The organism is Planococcus koreensis, from assembly GCF_004761975.1.
GTDB lineage: Bacteria > Bacillota > Bacilli > Bacillales_A > Planococcaceae > Planococcus > Planococcus koreensis.
Window position 1 is genome coordinate 23144 of the sequence record NZ_RQII01000057.1, and the last position, 17395, is coordinate 40538.

Genomic DNA, 17395 nt, shown 5'->3' on the forward strand with positions numbered 1-17395 from the left:
TCCATCTAAATTAATACCAGTTAAATCCTCTTTTTTCCCGAAACCGCTACCGTGTGAAATTGTCTTGAATTCGGCCCCTTTATTAATGCCACTTCTAAAAATCCGTTGTCCTTCATCAGGGGGATTAATTGATCGCCTATCATGTTATCAATTCCTTCCCATTTCTCCTCGTCCTTGCCATTACACAGCGTAATTACACAAGCACCGCCAGGTTTTAAGACTCTAAATATCTCTGAGATGGAAGCCGATAGTTCATCCCAAAAATAGATGGTATGGATGCTGAATACTTTTTCAAATTGTTCGTCTGCGAAAGGCAGGCTATTCACATTTCCATGTACCAGTTTTGCCTTTTCATCCTTCAGCGCTTTTTTATTTCTGATCGCAGCTGAACGGATTACCGCAGGCGAAAGGTCCAACCCTACTACCATCTCTGCCTCATTTTTTTCTGAAATCAATTTCATCGCGTAACCTGAGCCACATCCAAGTTCCAAGATATGTTCTCCCAGCTGAATATTCAGCAACTCAATTGTCCATAAGGTCTCTGGCTTATGCTGCAGCACCATCTTTTCGCCGATATAAGCTCCGATCAACCCTTTAGGTGCTCTGTACTGGCCATCGATAAACGCTCTAACTCTACTCACTAACTCCATAACTCACCAACTTTACTTTATTGTTTAAAAATAAGTGTTGGTAAAAGTATACCGATTCGGACACTTTAAAACAGTTAAAAAAATTCTTATTTTCAGCTGTTTCACGTGGAACAAAACAACTCCTAACAATGAAACAAAAAAATGACCCCGGACACAATGCCGGAGTCATCCTATGGAAACAGAAAGCTGCTTGCCCATCCTATTCACTTGTTCTCAAATGTGGACAGGTTCGCCTCTCCCCTGCCTTTGGTTCATTTTTTTGTGAGGTCGGTTTTCTTTTCGTTGTTCTGTTTTTCTTCCAATTCGAATTCTGATGTCACGTCGTCCATCACTTCTTTGGTTGAGTTTTTGAACTCTTTCAAGGTTTGGCCGACTGCTCGCCCTAATTGCGGCAATTTAGCTGGTCCGAAAATGATTAACGCGATAATCAGGATCAAAATTAATCCAGGCACTCCGATATTCGGCATTCGATTTCCCTCCTTTACAATAGAATTTCTTTTTCGAGCCTTTGGTTCATCTTTCTCATGGTGAAGCTGGAGACGAGGATGCTGATTTCAAATAAAATGAACAATGGAATGATGATCAGGATATCCGACATGAAATCGGGCGGTGAAATCAGCACACCGATGATCACCAGGACAAAATAAGCGATTTTCCGCATCTTCCGCAACGACATGGGCGTGACAATGCCCAGTTTCGTCAGGAACATGATGACCACGGGCATTTCAAATACGATGCCCACCGGAATGATCAAATTGAACATGAATGTAAAGTATTGGCTCATGCCGTAAGTTTCAGTTGCCCCGATTGACTGGTTTATATCCGACATGAAATTCAGCATCATGGGAAACAAGATGAAATAACTGAAACTGACGCCCGCCAAAAACAGGAAAAAGGAGACCGGGATAAACAAAAATGTCCCTTTGGCTTCATTCTCTGACAAGCCGGGTTTTACAAACAGCCAAACTTGATGGAGAAGCACCGGCAACGTAAAGAGAATCGCCAGCAGCAACGCACATTTAAAATAAATCATGATGCCATCGGTGAAACCGAAGACGTTCCAATCGACATTGACCGCCGTCGGCTGCATTTTGATGAAGTTCAAGATTTTTGCAGCGATGGCAAACCCAATGCCCAGCGACACGATAAATGCGATGGCGACCACAATCAGCCGCTTTCTTAGCTCTGTCAAATGCTCGACGAGCGTAAATTCTTGGTCCATATTCCTTACCCACCTATGTGATTGAATGTGGAAACTTCGGCGACACAGCACAAAGTAAACCTCACCATAAAAACGCTTCTACCGTTAAAAACTTTATTAAAATAGTGATTGACGTTTGTTTCCACTTGTTATTATACTCTTCATAAGCGATTTGTAAATCATATATTTATGGTTATCGAATTTTTATTGAGGCAGGTGAATGATATGACAAAATATAACGACGAGGAATTGAGAATGCTCAACCAAATGCTTCTCGGGATTTTTATGGTAGGCGACTTCGCCTATTTCCTTTTCTTGAACAACGCCGTCTTTCCTTGGTTCGCTTTGGCCGGAGCTTCTTTAGGCCTTGCTATCATTGTCTTATGCTGGTCAGGGACAAAATATCTTTTATTCACAATCAGTTTGGCACTTTCAACGGTGATCTTTTCATTGGCTTATAATTGGATGGTCATTTTCTGATCAAATTCGAAAAGAAGGTTTCTGCTATTTGGCAGAAACCTTCTTTTTTTCATTATACATAACTAAAAGTATATGTATTCATGGATAAATAAGTATTATTCTTCATGCCTTCATCGGCGTATAATCTTATTTTGTGCATACGGAATCATTTTTCTTGTATCAGATTAATCTGTTTTAGATAGAGGATGTAACTAAAGAGTTCCCGCTTTACGCTGAAGAAAATGGAGGTTTTAACATGGCAGACAACAGCAATATGCAAACTGGCAAAAAAGGGACAACCAGACGCGACTTTTTGAAAAATTCCGGGTTGACCGTCGGCGGCGTTGTGCTGGGAGGCGCGATTGGCAGTTTGTTCGGCGGCGGCAGCACGGCGACAACGCAGGAAACCGCACCCGCTGCACCCGCATTGACCGTCAATCCGTCAGCGGCATTAATGTTCTTTACGCCCGACCAATACAAATTGGCGGCAGCAGCTGCTGAACGCATTTACCCGAAAGATGATAACGGCCCAGGCGCTATGGAATTGAACGCCGCCATCTACATCGACCACCAACTGGCTGGCGCATGGGGCATCAATTCCAAGGAATACATGGCCGGACCGTTTTACAAAGCAGAAGAAACCCAAGGCAGCCAAATCCGCATTTTGCGCAAAGACCTGTTCGTTATGGGACTTGCCGCTTTGAACACATACAGCAACAAGAACTTCGATGCCAACTTCGCCGACTTGGAAGCGGAGCAGCAAGACGAGGTATTGACGGCTTTCAGCGAAGACAAAGCACCTGAAATTTCAAAAGTGCGTTCGGGCATCTTTTTCAATTTGCTGCGCAGTTTGACGATTGAAGGCGTTTATGCCGATCCCCTATACGGCGGCAATAAAGAAATGCAGGGCTGGGCGATGCGCAAATACCCAGGCACCCGCTTAAGCTTTGCAAAGGAAATCCAAAACAGCGATTTTGTTCAATTGGACCCCGAGAGCCTCACCAGCCACATGGGCCATTAATGACAGGAAGGATTGATTTATTATGGCTACAAAATTACCGAAAGTACCCGTTGTTGTCGTCGGCATGGGATGGGCAGGCGGCATCGTAGCGTCTGAGCTGACCAAAGCTGGCATATCCGTTGTCGGGCTCGAGCGCGGCAAAGACCGCAACAGCAGCGATTACATGATGGCCCACGATGAGCTGCGCTACCAGCACCGCGAGGAATTGATGCAGGATCTGTCCAAAGAAACCATTACAAGCCGCAATAACGAAAAAATGCGCGCCTTGCCGATGCGTGATTATGGAACGTTCATCGTCGGAGATGGCGTCGGCGGAGCCGGAAGCCATTGGAACGGCCAAACTTACCGCTTCCTGCCTTACGATTTCGAAATCAAGACGATGACCGAAGAGCGCTACGGCGCTGATAAAATCAGTCCGGACATGCCGCTTCAAAATTGGGGCATCACGTACGACGAAATTGAACCTTATTACGATACATTCGAAAAAATGGCCGGAATTTCGGGCGAAACGGTGGAAGGATTCGGTTATGGCCCCCGTTCTAACCCTTATCCGACCGGTCCGATGCTGAAAACGCCGATCATGGAATTATTCGAAACGGCGACGAAAAACTTGGGCTACTCGCCATATATCCTGCCTTCCGGCAACCTTTCGGAAGCTTACGAAAACCCGGACGGCATTTCGCGTGCCGCCTGCCAATACTGCGCTTATTGCGAAAATTTCGGCTGTGAATACGGCGCCAAAGCAGACCCTGCCGTTACGGTCATTCCGGTGGCAAAACAAACTGGCAACTTGGACCTTCGCACCCATTCCAATGTGACCGAAATCTTGAACGACGGCGTTAAAGCAACAGGCGTCTTATACGTCGACACGATTACAGGGGAAGAATTCGAACAGCCGGCTGAAGTGGTCGTCGTGGCAAGCTATGTGTTCAACAACGTCCGCCTGTTATTGAATTCCGGCTTGGGCCGCCCTTATAATTCCGCCGACCAAACCGGATCGATCGGCAAGAACTATTGCTACCAGGTCAGCTCCGCTTCTTCGATGATGTTTTTTGAAGGCAAGGAATTCAACCTTTATGGAGGCGCCGGTGCACTTGGCATCGAAATCCCTGATTTCGTCGGCGATGCATTCGACCATTCCGAGCTGAACTTCCTTCACGGGGCCGGCATCCGTGTCACCCAATACGGCAACCGCCCGATCGCGAACAACGTGGTCCCTGCAGGCACTCCAGCTTGGGGTGCAGAATTCAAAGCGGCATCGATCAAATACGCGAACAGCTTTTTTCCGGTGAAATCGCAAGGAGCCAGCATGCCGCACCGCTATAATTACCTCGATTTGGATCCGGAGTACAAGGACGCTTACGGCAAACCCTTGCTGCGCATGACATTCGATTACACCGAGCAGGACCGTGAACTGGTGAAATACATCTCCAAAGTCACGCATAAAATCGCGGAAGAAATCGGCGCCGATATCATCCAGACAAACGAAGAACAAGGCGCTTTCAATGTTAATAAAGACACCAATACCCACAACACAGGCGGCGTCATCATGGGGGCAGATCCCGAAACGTCCGCAGTGAACAGCTACCTGCAAATGTGGGACGCAGAAAATGTATTTGTTGTCGGCGCATCCGCTTTCCCGCACAATAGTGCATTCAACCCGACAGTCACTTTAGGTGCGCTTTCCTACCGCGCAGCGGAAGGAATCCAGCGTTTCCTGAAAGAAGGCGGCTCGCTCGTCTAAGCCGATGCCATCCAAAAAGCTTCAAGTTCCGATTGGGACTTGGAGCTTTTTTGTGTATTTGCCGGATAAGGCCCGGGTGTACTACAATGTGTTGAGCACATGAAAGCTTTCGGAAAGGAGAAAAGGCATGGATTTTCTGCAATTAAAGTATTTTCAAGAAGTGGCGAAACATCAGCACCTGACAAAAGCCGCTCAAGCACTCAACGTGTCCCAGCCCGCACTCAGCAAGACGATTGCCAAACTGGAGACGCGCCTGGGCTACCAGCTGTTCGACCGCACCGGCCGGCAAATCCGCCTGAACACGTTGGGAAAAGCTTATTTGAAAACGGTTGACGCGATTTTCCTGGAACTGCAAAAAAGCGAGAAAGAATTGGCGTTTTTGACCGAAAAACAAAATCGCCTGATTTCCGTAGCGGTCACCATCCCGACCATCTTACCCGAACTATTGGGCGGATTTTTGAAAATACATCCCCAAGCCCAATTCCGCCAATACCAGGCATTTGCCCAGCGCATGCAAAGCCAGCTTGAAAGCGGCGAAATCGATGTCGGCATCTCCACTTTTCCCATCCACGGAGAAAACATCGAATGGTATCCGATTATCGAAGAAGAGATCCTGTTGGCCGTGCCCCTCACCCACCCGCTCGCTGCCCGCAAAAGCATCGAGCTGACAGAAGTCCGAAATGATCCGTTTATCGTCATGCCGCCTGGCTACGGATTTCGCGATTTAACGGAAAACTTCTGCGCCCAAGCCGGATTTTACCCGGACTTCGCCTTTGAAGGCGACGAAACGGGCGTCACCTACGAACTGGTCGAGAAAGGGCTCGGCATCGCCTTCAGCCCCTCTTTAATCAGAAGCAAACGCCTTGCTACGCTTCAATTGGCCGAGCTGAAGATCTCGGAACCCAAATGTACACGTTCGGTAGGGCTCGTCTGGCATAAAGAACGCAGCCAGACAGACACCGTCAAGGAGTTCATCGCTTACACAATCGCCTTTTTGGAAAAACAGAAACAACAGGCGCTTGCAGATCAAGCATGATAGACGGCCGATAATTTTCACGGTTGCCGAATCTTATGCTTGATTCAATGTTAGCCCTTCTAAATACAAAAAAAGACAGGATGTCCGGTTGCCGGCATCCTGTCTTTTTCGTTGTTGCTCGCTCGCTGCGAACCCTGCAAGTAAAACGTGAATCCATTTTTCATTCCAATTCTTGTACCGCATAAGAAACCATTTCATAGCGCGGTCCTACACGAACCACGGTGAACGTTAAGCGGAGATCATTCCGATCCGCCAAATGCTGGATGGAATCATTTCCTTGATACAGGTTTATCGCATAATAATCATTTCCCACTTTCACTTCGATGACGCGGCCGTCTGCCAATCCGAAAGGTTCTTCTGTGGTGATTTCCAATACTTCACCCGAGACTTTAAGCTTTTGAAGTATTTGCAATGTACCACTTGGCAAAGTGATGGTGTTGCCGAATTTGTTTTGCAGCGTATACTTGGTGTCGCCTGACTTCACGGTGTACGAGGCAGAAGTTCGGTATATGACCCCCGTGTCCGGATAAAGCGTCAAAATTTGCCCGATTTTAATGATGTCTGATGTTAAGTTGTTCAATCTCTTGATGCTGTCGATTGAAACACCGGTCCGTTTCGAGATGGAATACAAGGTATCCCCTTTTACCACCTGATAGTTTCTGTCATCCAGATTTTCCTGGTTTCCAGACCACGGCTGGTCTTTGGGCGGAATTGCGATTTTTTGCCCGACGATTATTTTGGTGCTTGTGGTGAAGTTCGCTGCCATCAGCTGTTCAACCACCAAACCGTATTTTTTTGCAATGCTGTAGAACGTGTCGCCTTTTTTGACAATGTAATAACTGGCCACTTCCGTCGCTGCACTTGGCGAACTTACTGGGCCGACAAGTGCAGCGGAAGAGACTAACGCAAACGACAAAAGGATTTTTGCCATTCGCTTCTGTCCGCTGGACGAGCGCGGCTCTTTCTTCTTGTTCTGAGGAACGGGTTTCAAACTGAACTTTTCCATCTTACTCCCCTGCTTTCCGGTTTTATTTTACTGCCATCACCCCTTAAATTCCCGTTAACGAAAATTAATAATCATTTTTTTGTTATTTTTCTGATAATATTACAAATTCTTAATCGATTGACCCTGAGTGCCGTTCCAAAGAGGAGCACAAAATACCTCAATAAAACAAATAGCCACTCCTGGAAATGGTGATTTTCCAGGAGTGGCATTGGATAACTTATAAATTGCGGTGCAGGGCAAAGTTTTATTCTTAGGCGGGTGGAATTATTCAGCCACCGAACGCAGCAATTTAATCAACGGTGCTTTTGTTTCGAAACCGATCCCTGGAACGTCAGGCAAACCGACATAGCCATTTACAACCGGAATATCATCGGCAAATCCACCGAATGGTTGAAAGATTCCCGGATAAGACTCATTGCCGCCCAGACCCAACCCGGCTGCAATGTTCAGCGACAATTGATGGCCGCCATGCGGAATGCACCGGCGTGAAGACCAGCCATGCTCTTTTAACATATCCAGTATTCTCATATACTCCACAAGCCCATAACTTAACGCACAGTCAAATTGCAGGTAATCCCGATCGGGCCTCATTCCCCCGTAGCGGATGAGGTTGCGGGCATCCTGCATGGAAAACAGGTTTTCCCCCGTTGCCATCGGGTTTTTATAATGCTTGGCAAGCTCCACTTGAAGCTCGTAGTCCAGCGGATCTCCTACTTCTTCATACCAAAACAAATTATAGGGCTCCAGCTTTTCAGCGTATCGAATCGCCGTCTCCAAATCAAAGCGGCCATTCACATCCACCGCCAGCGATTGGCCAGATGGCACCACTTCCAGCACGGCTTCAATTCGCCGAAGATCTTCTTCTAAACCGTTTCCGATTTTCATTTTCACGACGGAATACCCGAGGTCAAGATAGCCTTTCATCTCTTCCTGCAGCATTTTATCGTCTTTTCCTGGCTGATAATAGCCGCCTGCCGCATATACAAACACTTTATCGTCCGGCTTTCCATCGCCATAGCGTTCGGCCAGCAGTTGATAAAGGGGCTTTTCTTCAATTTTTGCAATAAGGTCCCAAACTGCCATATCCAGTGTTCCCACCGCAACCGAGCGTTCCCCATGGCCGCCTGGCTTTTCGCCCGTCATCAAAATATCCCAGATTTTATGAGCATCAAAATTTGAGCCTTCATCATTTAGAATGTCATTTGTTTCCGCTTCCAATAAACGCGGGATAAACCTTTCGTGGAGAAGTCCGCTTGGCGCATAGCGGCCATTCGAATTGAAACCATAGCCGACAACCCTTTTGCCATTTTTAAATACATCCGTGACGATTGCCACGACAGAAACGTTCATTTTTGAAAAATCAATATACGCATTTCTGATGCTCGATTTAATCGGTACGGCTTTTTCTTTGATATCAATGATCTTCATCTTAAAACCTCCCATTTCGAATGATTGTTTATTTTAAGAATAATTAATAAATTTATTAATGTCAATAAAAAGCGATAAATTAATTAAAATAACGTAAATAGTCATTTAATAAATTTTTTAAATTTCGAAGCATAATAAAAAGACGCTTCTTGTCCAGAAACGTCTTACGTTATTTTCCTTGCTTATTTATTGGCTTGCTTTCGATAATCGCCAAGATTTCCTGTCCGCCGCGATGCCTATGGGAATGCATGAGAAGCTGCGCTGCTTTGCTGTCCTCGGCTCGCATGGCAGCTACGATTGCCTTATGTTCCTTGATGGAGCGGACAGGAAGCTTTCGCTCATTAATGGTGAATAAGCGAGCCCGGTACAATTGATCTGAATGGCTGTCCATGATATTTTGCAGCCGCTCATTCCGGGAGTACGCAACGATCAAATGATGAAATTGGTTATCTGCCTCTAAATAAGCCTCTAAATTATTTTCATCCAGGCATTTTTCCTGGCGCGCAATAAGGGAATCCAGCATGTCGAGCTGTTTTTCCTCCATATTCAAAGTGGCTAACTCCGCAGCCACACCATCCAGCGCTTCAGCAATTTGGCAAATTTGCTCGATGTTTTCTTTGATGATCGGTTCAACACTAAAGCCTTTTCGAGGGGTCAACCGAATCCAGCGATCCATCTCCAGTCGTATCAACGCTTCGCGAACGGGCGTCCGGCTCATTTCCAGCATGTCGATAATTTCCCGTTCCAAAAAAGCCTCATTGGGTTGAAGCTGCAGGTTTCGAATCGCTTGTTGAATAATGATATAGGCCTGCTGCGGCAAGCGATCTTCGTTTGCTTCTTCTTTGTATTGCAATAAGGTTTTCTTTAAAGCACTGTGATCACTGCTTCGCTTCTCTTTTTGCTTCATGCTATCCACCAAATTTCATTTTATTAAAGTCGCCGATATTAACTGAATTATATCAGATTTCCGCCTAAATGATTGAGGCCTTACACGCAACTTCCGGCCAGGGATGCATACGGCATGAATTGCATAAGATTATCAAAAAACGTAAAAATCCTTGCTTCATTAAAATTCCAAAAACTGTTGATAGCCTTCTGTGAATAAATTAAATCGGTTTTCTTCGGTTTCTTCAGGAAGTAAAAAAGACAAAAAGTATACCCCATCGTATTTATAGGTCACTTTGAAAATCCATTTTTCTTCAATTTTTTCATTGTCCGTATAGACAATCATTTGATGCTTCGATCGTATTTGAAAATCATCCAAGTACCCGTCCTGCACTTCACCTTTAGCGTAAATCTGATCAACAGCCGGTTCATCATCATTCGTTACTGCTATACCTTCCTTTATGACAACATACCGGTTCCCATAATCTCCGCCTTCGTGGAGATACTGTTCCACAATGTAAATACTATCGTCATTGTAGAACCCATAATTTCTTGGAGTGAGAAGATATGAGCCTTCCACCTCTCCAAATTCCTCAAGATTGCTTGCGCTTACCATTTCTTCGACATCGTTTCTGTCAGGGGCCGGTTCATAGTAAAACATGAATAGAACCAGCAGGATACCAATGGCAATTAAACCGATTAGCATAGCAAGAAAAAGCCATAAGCGTTTTTTCATGTCATTTCCCCTTATGAAATCAGTATTTCATGACTTCAAATCATTCCAGTTCTTCTTTCAATAGATATTACCATAAAAATCCAATGGTTCAATATCTCGTGTCATGAAAAAGTTAGCCATTTCTTCTAATTTTCCCCCGTATAAAAATATTACGATTCCCCAGAAGAGAGTTTTAAGATACTCCAAATGGAAATCGTCTGTAGCTTGGCTTTCTTCAACTGTGCCATTTCTAAAAGCTTCATTTATTTTTAATTACCATTCTTTTTATTAACTATTCAATGCATCAAACTCGAATCTTTTTCAAAGTAGATAATTCTGAACAGTCATCAGCATTTATGCTTGATAAGCATTGCATAAGAAAATCCTATCTGCTGAAATTATATTAATAAATCTTGGTAACAAGAAAAGGACCACCTCAAAAGGCAGCCCATGTTTCTTTCACTAATTCTTGTAAATTTTTTAACTTTGATAAAGCGTTAACAATCTCGCCTTTCAACCATCGGATTAAAAAGCCGTATACCCGATGGCTGTCATAACCGGATAGGCGGTCATTCCAAGGAACATTAAAAATAAAACCAGCCCTATCAAAAAAGATTTCCGGTTCATCCGGGAGCGGTTCATCAGCAGGACAATGAGCCAGATGGGCATGGCAATCAGAATATTGAACCCGCATAAGTAGATGGCGAGCCCAGTATAAATGGTGTTAACGGGATATACATCTATAGCGATATTTATGACATAATCCAGCACGATCAAAGCTGCAAGAATTAGAACCGCAATGCCATTATAAGCAATCCAAACTTTTTTCATTTGACACCTCGGTTCTTAAGAGTTAATTCTTTGCCTACTCTAAGGTGTTAACGGGAATAATTTCTCCACTGACCATTTTAAAGCGTTGTTTTATTTTCGCTTTCCTATAAGTGAACGCCTACTTGTAACCTATTTTCATATGTAACAATCTCTTTTTTTCATAAAAAATCTTCTCTGGGCTTCTATATACTTATTTTACCATTTCCTGATTTTAAAGATAGAAGCAACTCCAATGGACTCAAATTAATTCCAAGCGTTCATAAAAGTATACTTCTACAAACCAAAAGCGAGAAAATAAGCTTTAATCTGCCTATTTTCTCGCTTTCTATTTGTGCAGCTTCCTGCAAATTCATGATATGTAAACGAAACGCAACTGCCTACATTACTAGTTGGAATTTTAAAATAGATGCTATTTTTTCCTAGATAAAAAGGATTCAACCTATTGTTGTTTCCATCGGTTTCATAATTCGCTTTTGATAAAGCCAAATAGTGAAAATGAACAAGGTGATTATAGTGAATACGGTAGGCATGGAGAACAATTGCCATACAGTAGGAAAGTAATGCTTTATTTGATGCGCATTTTCAACTGTTGGTAGATAAGATTCCTTGTATTCAAATTGAACCACCCATTCCTCATTTGCCATAACCATCGTCCCGATATCATAATCATTTGGAACAATCGCTTCTGTCATATTGCCATTCTCCCCTACGACAATCAAAGCTTTTTTATAATCAACGGGAAATGTAGTCATTGGCCCTTGTTGCCAAGTCGGCGTATTCTCAGTATCTTCAGAGGCGAATAGTGCAATGTGCTCCAGTTGCTCTTGGTATTGTTCGAAAACAGATTGGAGAGCTGCCTCGTCTGGCATACCTTGAGCCAGTATCGCTGCAAACGTCTTATCCATAATATCTTGCTGTTCTTGCTCCACCCGTTGTTGTTCTTGTTGATTCTCCTGCCACTCTGCCAAATTAGTGAAAGCGAACACCAACAGGATCAGAGTGATTAATAATGAAAGCCCAAACGAAACTTTCAAAAATTTTGTAAAGTCCAGCTGCGCCTTTAAAAATCTGGAGACTTTTTCAAACGGCTTTTTTTGTTCCATACGCAGGGGCAGGTCTCTTTGTTCTACGACATTCAATTCTTCTTTCATTTGGTATAACATGTGGGAACAAGATTCGCAGTGAGCCATATGCTGTTCGATAAATTGCTTGCTTTCGTCACTGCACAATTGATCTATATAGGAAGGCAATAAATCACGGACAATGTAACATTCATTCTTCATACACAGTTCCTCGCTCTCTCAATTTTAACTTGGCTCTATAAAAAGTTACCCTAGCCCAATTTTCTTTTTTTTGGTGGATTTCGCCAATTTCCTTGAACGATAAGTCCCCCAATAACCGCAGCAATACAATCTCCTTATAGGGCTCGTCAAGTAAATGAATAATACGGAAAAGCTCCATTTTATTTTCGTTATCAACTAAGTCGTGCTCTAAAGAGGTGATTTGCTCAGCTGTATGTATTGGATTCGCTTGCTTTACTTGTCTATCGACATATTTATAATAGGTATGCTTCGCAATTTGACAGAGCCAAACCGACATTTTGCAGTCACCGTTATAATTATCAATCGAGCGAATCGCTTGATAAAAGGTTTCTTGCGTCAACTCTTCTGCCACATCTGCATTTCGGCAAAGTGTGATTAAATATTTACCTACTTGCTCCGCATGTTGTTCATATATTTCCGTAAGCTGATCCACTCTTCTACCTCCCTTCACCCTATATATCTGTAAAAACCACTTTTCGTTACAAGATTTTTTAAATTTCTTAATTTCTATATTTTAACATTTACGTTTTAATCCAAGATAATTAATTTTAATTAACTGTTGAAAAAACCATTCGTAAAAGTACACTTACACAGACAAAAGGGGAAAAGCATCGCTATTAAGCACTGCTTTTCCCCTTTTGATTTCGCTATAAGAACAACTACTGCTTCTGACAATCCCTCATATATTAACTTACTTCCTACTAGTTTAGCTCTAAGAGTTCAGAAATGATTTCATCGCTACCGGGCATAAGCATAAATAGTGAGCCACCGACAAAGAAGACACCAAGTACGAAAAGTATTATGACCATCTTAGTAGCAAGCGAAACTTCTTTCTTTAAAGCACCTATTACAAGAAAAGAAATACCTATTAAAAGTAATAATATATACCAAAATCCCATTTCATCACATCTTTCTATAAGTTTTAAAAGTCTGGAGTTAAATTATCACTGGAAGTAGAGTAACGTCGTTTTAATGATCAGTTCCCATGCTTTCACTCCATAATCTTTGAACATCCACTAATTCATGCCCGCTGAATTCCATTTTATAGATATCAGGTTTTGATGTATTAGATAAAAAATTCAGGTCGTATTTTTCGTCATAAAAGCCCATCATTAAAGTCATTACGGCTCCGTGAGTACCTATTACAACCTTTTTTTCTTCATAGGTAGTTAACAGTTCTTTTAAAACTTTTACAGCCCTTTTTTGACAATCAACATTTGACTCCCCTCCGCCTAAAGCGTAATTTGGCTCTAAAAACGACCTTTCCAAAAGTGGAAGCAATTCCTTATTTGAGACTCGATTGGCTTCCGAAGAAAATTTTCTTTCTTTTAAGTCTTCAAATACTAAAACCTCCTTACCTATTTGATGCGCTAATTTTTCAACTGTTAATACCGAGCGTAGGTATGGGCTTGAAATAACAACATCAATTTCTTCAGCTTTCAATATTTCAGCTACTTGCTTAGCATGTGTTTGTCCTTTTTTCGTTAATCCTCTCGTTCTCTCATTTCCTTCCTTTGGAGACTCCCCATGTCTAACCATATAAATAAATGTGCTCAAAATATAAGCCTCCCATATTTTTATTTTAGACTCCAAAACGAACTATTTTCTTGCTTCATTTCTTACTCAATAGATTCCAATAGATGGAAAATTCTTGTCATTTATAACAACGAGTTTAATTCATAAAAAGTTTCTAAGGATTGACGACAATTAAGATAACCTTAAGTAAAAGTAAACTTTTACACAAAAAAGAGAGAAGATAACTTTAATCAGCATCCTCTCTCCATTTCTATTTGTGCAGCTTCTGATATGTAAGCCTAATTCTTTTTAAATGAGATCTTAGGAAGCTTGGAAAACGATATTTTAAATCATAATTGGTATCCCGTCAGTTTTTCTGCTAAGCCAGTTCAATGCTAGTCAAGAAAAAACATAAATGCCTTTCCGCTAATAAACGGAAAGGCATTTTCTCTATTATTCTTTTTATTTCAATCTTTTAATATAAAGATAATAGTGGTAAACTTAAGAAATTTTCTAACAAAGGAGCTTCTAATGATGAGAGAAATTTGCCCTTGCTGCGCCTATCCAACTTTAGAAAAAAGATCTTATGACGAAATTTGTATACTGTGTGATTGGGAGGACGGAAGTTACAATGAACTCGATCCCGAAAAAATTGATGGAGGTCCGAATGGAGATTACTCCTTAGCAGAGGCCCGGAGGAATTTTGAAGCGCATTTGACCATGTACCGGAAAAAAACAAAAGACATAACTCCAGCAGTTATAGAGAAAAAAAGAATGTTGATGGAGGCCTATGAATCCCTAAATATAAATAACGAAGAAACTGAAACGATCAAGTGGGACAAAATTGTGAAGTTAGAACAGAGTTTGAATTTGCAAGGATAGGATTAGTTTCTTAGCTCTATTCTTAATTCTGAATGTAACTTACTTGCAATTAAGTTACATTCAGAATTAGTAAAAGTCGTTCAAACATGGTCAGCTTACTTCTGCAACAAGTTCTCTAAGTCACGATAACTGTATTCTGTAGTAAAGACTCCCGTTATCATTTCATTGATGTACCGGATAATATCCAGATCGTCATGGTTGTTGTCTACACCCTCTATGTAGACGAATTTTACATTGGCGAAGCCTTTTTTGACCAATGCCTTCCCCAGTTCTTTTTTTCCATATCCCATATAATGCTGCCCTAAATCTGTGTAGTTTCTAACAATATACGGGTAGTCCTGGATTGACCGTTTTAATAAGAATTCGTAATGAGCCTTATCCTTGCTCTGATAATGGTCGGCAAGCAGCAGTGAAATAATAGATGCTATTTCGGGATCTGCTTTGTGCTGCACTTCTTCGGCTTGCTCCACGAGTTCGTCATCCAGTTCTCCTTGGTACCAGGGAGTAAAAGAAAGAATCAGGATAAAGTAAAGCAGATTGGTTGGGTGGTAATACAAGGCGTCCCGAGCAAAGTCAGCGGCTTGTTCGTAATCTTCAAATGGCGTGAGCGTTTCCAGTACAATTAATCGATTCCATCCCTCGGTATCATAGGGATTCTGCTCGACGTAATCGATCAATAACCGTTCAGCTGTCTCCATTTTCCGTTCCATCACCAATGCGGTAATCTGTTTTTGTAATTCTTCATCAACCATATTCTCACCGACTTCTCGTTCGATTATTTATATTCTGGCGTGACCAATAAACTTCAGAAACGAATGTAACTTAATTAGGACTAAGTTACATTCAGTTTTATATTTTTAGTTGAAGGAATTACAGAACTGATTTTTCACGCTTTAGTACTTTTTCTAAAAAACCTCTTTCAAGAACCCATAAAACTTGGAAATAAAGAAATAGCGCTATAAACCAGAATGCTAGTGTTTCAATAAAATTATTCAAGTAATTTTGCGTTGATCCCATTAGCAAATTATAAACTGTTCCTAAAAAAAAACCTGCAAGAGAGTAAAGGGCTATCCCAATAAAATATTGATTAGTAATTGTAGTTTTTTTAAAACGTTTTCTGGATTTGTCTATTATCCAAGAAGAAGGAACGACCACCACTAGGTAGAAGAGTAGATAAACCCATAGAGTTAAAATAAAGTAAACTCCTTCACCTAAATAATACACATCTGATTCTCTCTGGTTTAGTGAGACATAATTTAACACAGCAACCCCTAATCCCAGTATAACTGCGCTAAGAAAAACTCCTATAATTCTTTTAAACACTCTTCCAGCCCCCCATTTAATAACCCTTATCTGATTTATCGAAGCTGCTGATACACAACGAACGAATGTAACTTAATTCCTAATAAGTTACATTCAAACTGGTCAGGCATTAATATTCCCTAAAAGTATCGCGATATTTCTTGCTTTTCCATTCCTTTTTAAAGCGTCTGTAATTCCATGATTCAAACAGAAGAAACCCTGTTAATGAACCAATAGGGGCTGAATATGTCACAGGACCACCAATCAAAATGACACTTGAAACATATCCAATTGTTATTGCAAGAAGAAAAAGTGATATCGTCCATTTCTCTTGTTTTAAAAAATCTTTTTTCATGTTCTTGTCTCTTTTCCATAATTATAGACTGGTTTGAATGTAACTTGACTGCACGTAAGTTACATTCAGATCCTTGATATTCTATGTTATTTCAGTTCTTTCGTTTCTATGACCTTCTTGCAGATATATCCGACAATGTATTCTCTCTTTGTTATTTCTTCGATGTCCTGATTTTCAACTAACTCATCTAGTGCCTGATCTATTTTTTTCCATAGCTCTGTATTTTCATATTTTTCATATTTTTCATATGGATGTGGCATTCTACTATTTACCTTCACTTTCAATTTTTGTGTCTCTTCTTTATAATACTTATTTTACCATTCTTGAGTTTTATAGATAGAAGTCGATAAATTATTTCTCGCTAAAAAAGCGTTCGTAAAAGTACACCTTTCCGAATGCTCTAAAAACAGCCAAAAACCCAAAAAAAGAACGTTCATAAACGTGCCAAAACACTTTACAAACGTTCGCGATTTTTGCTGCACATTTACGACCAATCCCTCTCATCAAACAAGGAAGCCCCTAGAAAAACTAGCCGCAGCACAGCCAAAAAAGCTGCCGAATTTTCTCGGCAGCCGGCTCTTTGGTTGTATATTTGTGTCCGTTTCACGTGGAACAACTTCACCCTTTTTTGACGAATTCCGATTTCAGTTTCATTGGTCCGAAGCCGTCAATTTTGCAATCGATGTCGTGGTCGCCTTCGACTAGTTTGATGTTTTTGGCTTTGGTGCCGATTTTCAGCACTGATGACGTGCCTTTCACTTTCAGGTCTTTGATGACGGTGACGGAATCGCCGTCAGCGAGAATGTTGCCGTTTGCGTCGCGCACGACTTTCGCTGTTTCTTCCGCTTCCTCTGCAAGCGTCCATTCGTGGCCGCATTCCGGGCACACCAGCAGGTTTCCATCCTCATACGTATAGGCTGACTTGCATTCAGGGCAATTTGGCAATGTTTCCATCTTTGTTTCCTCCATTCGTTGTTGAAACCGCTCGCTAAGTAGTTTCTTCTATCCTATCATGCCAGCCGTTGTTTTCGCAGTTGCTTTTT

General features: G+C 41.9%; 22 protein-coding genes. 5 read left to right on the top strand and 17 right to left on the bottom strand.

The genetic code is table 11. The features are described 5' to 3' along the window. Positions 1–20: 20 nt before the first annotated feature. The 3 genes from EGV91_RS13580 to tatC form a co-directional block, all read right to left on the bottom strand. Positions 21–650 carry a class I SAM-dependent methyltransferase gene (locus EGV91_RS13580; RefSeq protein WP_135504587.1) on the bottom strand — a complete coding sequence of 210 codons (630 nt, stop codon included), beginning with the start codon at positions 648–650 and terminating at the stop codon, positions 21–23. Positions 651–901: 251 nt separating this feature from the next. Next, positions 902–1117, bottom strand: a complete 216-nt coding sequence (tatA, locus tag EGV91_RS13585) for a twin-arginine translocase TatA/TatE family subunit (protein ID WP_135504589.1) — start codon at positions 1115–1117, stop codon at positions 902–904. A 14-nt stretch (positions 1118–1131) separates the two neighbouring features. After that, on the bottom strand, positions 1132–1872 hold the full coding sequence (gene tatC / locus EGV91_RS13590) for a twin-arginine translocase subunit TatC (protein ID WP_135504591.1): 741 nt from the start codon (positions 1870–1872) through the stop codon (positions 1132–1134). 204 nt (positions 1873–2076) lie between these two features. Here tatC and EGV91_RS13595 point away from each other — a divergent pair, with 204 nt between their 5' ends. The 4 genes from EGV91_RS13595 to EGV91_RS13610 all read left to right on the top strand — a co-directional run bounded on the left by EGV91_RS13595 (position 2077) and on the right by EGV91_RS13610 (position 6111). Continuing rightward, entirely contained in the window at positions 2077–2331 is a 255-nt protein-coding gene (locus EGV91_RS13595; protein ID WP_135504593.1) for a hypothetical protein, read from the top strand. Between the two features lie 235 nt (positions 2332–2566). Further along, the gene (locus EGV91_RS13600) at positions 2567–3331 is read left to right on the top strand and encodes a gluconate 2-dehydrogenase subunit 3 family protein (protein WP_135504595.1); all 765 of its coding nucleotides are present in this window, start codon (positions 2567–2569) and stop codon (positions 3329–3331) included. Between the two features lie 22 nt (positions 3332–3353). Beyond that, positions 3354–5075, top strand: coding sequence for a GMC family oxidoreductase (locus EGV91_RS13605; protein ID WP_135504597.1), 1722 nt, complete (start codon positions 3354–3356; stop codon positions 5073–5075). A gap of 127 nt (positions 5076–5202) precedes the next feature. Beyond that, positions 5203–6111: a LysR family transcriptional regulator gene (locus EGV91_RS13610; protein WP_135504599.1), complete on the top strand. Its 909-nt coding sequence runs from the start codon at positions 5203–5205 to the stop codon at positions 6109–6111. 160 nt (positions 6112–6271) lie between these two features. Here the strand turns inward: EGV91_RS13610 and EGV91_RS13615 are convergent, their stop codons facing one another. The 9 genes from EGV91_RS13615 to EGV91_RS13655 all read right to left on the bottom strand — a co-directional run bounded on the left by EGV91_RS13615 (position 6272) and on the right by EGV91_RS13655 (position 13855). Further along, positions 6272–7117: a LysM peptidoglycan-binding domain-containing protein gene (locus tag EGV91_RS13615; RefSeq protein ID WP_135504601.1), complete on the bottom strand. Its 846-nt coding sequence runs from the start codon at positions 7115–7117 to the stop codon at positions 6272–6274. A gap of 264 nt (positions 7118–7381) precedes the next feature. Next, complete coding sequence (locus tag EGV91_RS13620; protein ID WP_135504603.1) at positions 7382–8545, bottom strand: mandelate racemase/muconate lactonizing enzyme family protein; 1164 nt, start codon at positions 8543–8545, stop codon at positions 7382–7384. Positions 8546–8714: 169 nt separating this feature from the next. Continuing rightward, entirely contained in the window at positions 8715–9452 is a 738-nt protein-coding gene (locus EGV91_RS13625) for a GntR family transcriptional regulator (RefSeq protein WP_135504604.1), read from the bottom strand. A gap of 159 nt (positions 9453–9611) precedes the next feature. After that, a complete protein-coding gene (locus tag EGV91_RS13630; RefSeq protein WP_135504606.1) occupies positions 9612–10166 on the bottom strand; it encodes a hypothetical protein in 555 nt (184 codons plus the stop codon). 504 nt (positions 10167–10670) lie between these two features. Further along, positions 10671–10976 (bottom strand): hypothetical protein, encoded by a 306-nt coding sequence (locus tag EGV91_RS13635; RefSeq protein WP_135504607.1) that lies wholly within the window; start codon positions 10974–10976, stop codon positions 10671–10673. A gap of 434 nt (positions 10977–11410) precedes the next feature. Beyond that, entirely contained in the window at positions 11411–12259 is an 849-nt protein-coding gene (locus EGV91_RS13640) for a zf-HC2 domain-containing protein (protein ID WP_135504608.1), read from the bottom strand. Then, on the bottom strand, positions 12249–12731 hold the full coding sequence (locus EGV91_RS13645) for an RNA polymerase sigma factor (RefSeq protein WP_135504610.1): 483 nt from the start codon (positions 12729–12731) through the stop codon (positions 12249–12251). Before EGV91_RS13645 ends, EGV91_RS13640 begins: the two co-directional genes overlap by 11 nt. 268 nt (positions 12732–12999) lie before the next feature. Beyond that, positions 13000–13197, bottom strand: coding sequence for a hypothetical protein (locus EGV91_RS13650; RefSeq protein WP_135504611.1), 198 nt, complete (start codon positions 13195–13197; stop codon positions 13000–13002). Positions 13198–13267: 70 nt separating this feature from the next. Then, positions 13268–13855, bottom strand: a complete 588-nt coding sequence (locus EGV91_RS13655; RefSeq protein ID WP_135504612.1) for a histidine phosphatase family protein — start codon at positions 13853–13855, stop codon at positions 13268–13270. A 489-nt stretch (positions 13856–14344) separates the two neighbouring features. Here EGV91_RS13655 and EGV91_RS13660 point away from each other — a divergent pair, with 489 nt between their 5' ends. Beyond that, positions 14345–14695, top strand: coding sequence for a CPCC family cysteine-rich protein (locus tag EGV91_RS13660; protein WP_135504614.1), 351 nt, complete (start codon positions 14345–14347; stop codon positions 14693–14695). Positions 14696–14790: 95 nt separating this feature from the next. On the opposite strand, the gene EGV91_RS13665 is transcribed toward EGV91_RS13660, so the two are convergent. The 5 genes from EGV91_RS13665 to EGV91_RS13685 all read right to left on the bottom strand — a co-directional run bounded on the left by EGV91_RS13665 (position 14791) and on the right by EGV91_RS13685 (position 17306). Beyond that, positions 14791–15447, bottom strand: a complete 657-nt coding sequence (locus tag EGV91_RS13665; protein WP_135504615.1) for a hypothetical protein — start codon at positions 15445–15447, stop codon at positions 14791–14793. Between the two features lie 118 nt (positions 15448–15565). Further along, positions 15566–16018 (bottom strand): hypothetical protein, encoded by a 453-nt coding sequence (locus EGV91_RS13670; RefSeq protein WP_135504617.1) that lies wholly within the window; start codon positions 16016–16018, stop codon positions 15566–15568. A 109-nt stretch (positions 16019–16127) separates the two neighbouring features. Then, a complete protein-coding gene (locus EGV91_RS13675; RefSeq protein ID WP_135504618.1) occupies positions 16128–16352 on the bottom strand; it encodes a hypothetical protein in 225 nt (74 codons plus the stop codon). Positions 16353–16438: 86 nt separating this feature from the next. Further along, positions 16439–16630, bottom strand: coding sequence for a hypothetical protein (locus EGV91_RS13680; RefSeq protein WP_338325058.1), 192 nt, complete (start codon positions 16628–16630; stop codon positions 16439–16441). Between the two features lie 340 nt (positions 16631–16970). Next, on the bottom strand, positions 16971–17306 hold the full coding sequence (locus EGV91_RS13685; protein ID WP_135504621.1) for a zinc ribbon domain-containing protein YjdM: 336 nt from the start codon (positions 17304–17306) through the stop codon (positions 16971–16973). Between the last annotated feature and the right edge of the window lie 89 nt (positions 17307–17395).

Coding starts and splice junctions, on each gene's coding strand:
- EGV91_RS13580 (WP_135504587.1), bottom strand. CDS start 650: ATGGAGTTAGTGAGTAGAGTTAGAGCGTTTATCGATGGCCAGTACAGA.
- tatA (WP_135504589.1), bottom strand. CDS start 1,117: ATGCCGAATATCGGAGTGCCTGGATTAATTTTGATCCTGATTATCGCG.
- tatC (WP_135504591.1), bottom strand. CDS start 1,872: ATGGACCAAGAATTTACGCTCGTCGAGCATTTGACAGAGCTAAGAAAG.
- EGV91_RS13595 (WP_135504593.1), top strand. CDS start 2,077: ATGACAAAATATAACGACGAGGAATTGAGAATGCTCAACCAAATGCTT.
- EGV91_RS13600 (WP_135504595.1), top strand. CDS start 2,567: ATGGCAGACAACAGCAATATGCAAACTGGCAAAAAAGGGACAACCAGA.
- EGV91_RS13605 (WP_135504597.1), top strand. CDS start 3,354: ATGGCTACAAAATTACCGAAAGTACCCGTTGTTGTCGTCGGCATGGGA.
- EGV91_RS13610 (WP_135504599.1), top strand. CDS start 5,203: ATGGATTTTCTGCAATTAAAGTATTTTCAAGAAGTGGCGAAACATCAG.
- EGV91_RS13615 (WP_135504601.1), bottom strand. CDS start 7,117: ATGGAAAAGTTCAGTTTGAAACCCGTTCCTCAGAACAAGAAGAAAGAG.
- EGV91_RS13620 (WP_135504603.1), bottom strand. CDS start 8,545: ATGAAGATCATTGATATCAAAGAAAAAGCCGTACCGATTAAATCGAGC.
- EGV91_RS13625 (WP_135504604.1), bottom strand. CDS start 9,452: ATGAAGCAAAAAGAGAAGCGAAGCAGTGATCACAGTGCTTTAAAGAAA.
- EGV91_RS13630 (WP_135504606.1), bottom strand. CDS start 10,166: ATGAAAAAACGCTTATGGCTTTTTCTTGCTATGCTAATCGGTTTAATT.
- EGV91_RS13635 (WP_135504607.1), bottom strand. CDS start 10,976: ATGAAAAAAGTTTGGATTGCTTATAATGGCATTGCGGTTCTAATTCTT.
- EGV91_RS13640 (WP_135504608.1), bottom strand. CDS start 12,259: ATGAAGAATGAATGTTACATTGTCCGTGATTTATTGCCTTCCTATATA.
- EGV91_RS13650 (WP_135504611.1), bottom strand. CDS start 13,197: ATGGGATTTTGGTATATATTATTACTTTTAATAGGTATTTCTTTTCTT.
- EGV91_RS13660 (WP_135504614.1), top strand. CDS start 14,345: ATGATGAGAGAAATTTGCCCTTGCTGCGCCTATCCAACTTTAGAAAAA.
- EGV91_RS13665 (WP_135504615.1), bottom strand. CDS start 15,447: ATGGTTGATGAAGAATTACAAAAACAGATTACCGCATTGGTGATGGAA.
- EGV91_RS13675 (WP_135504618.1), bottom strand. CDS start 16,352: ATGAAAAAAGATTTTTTAAAACAAGAGAAATGGACGATATCACTTTTT.
- EGV91_RS13685 (WP_135504621.1), bottom strand. CDS start 17,306: ATGGAAACATTGCCAAATTGCCCTGAATGCAAGTCAGCCTATACGTAT.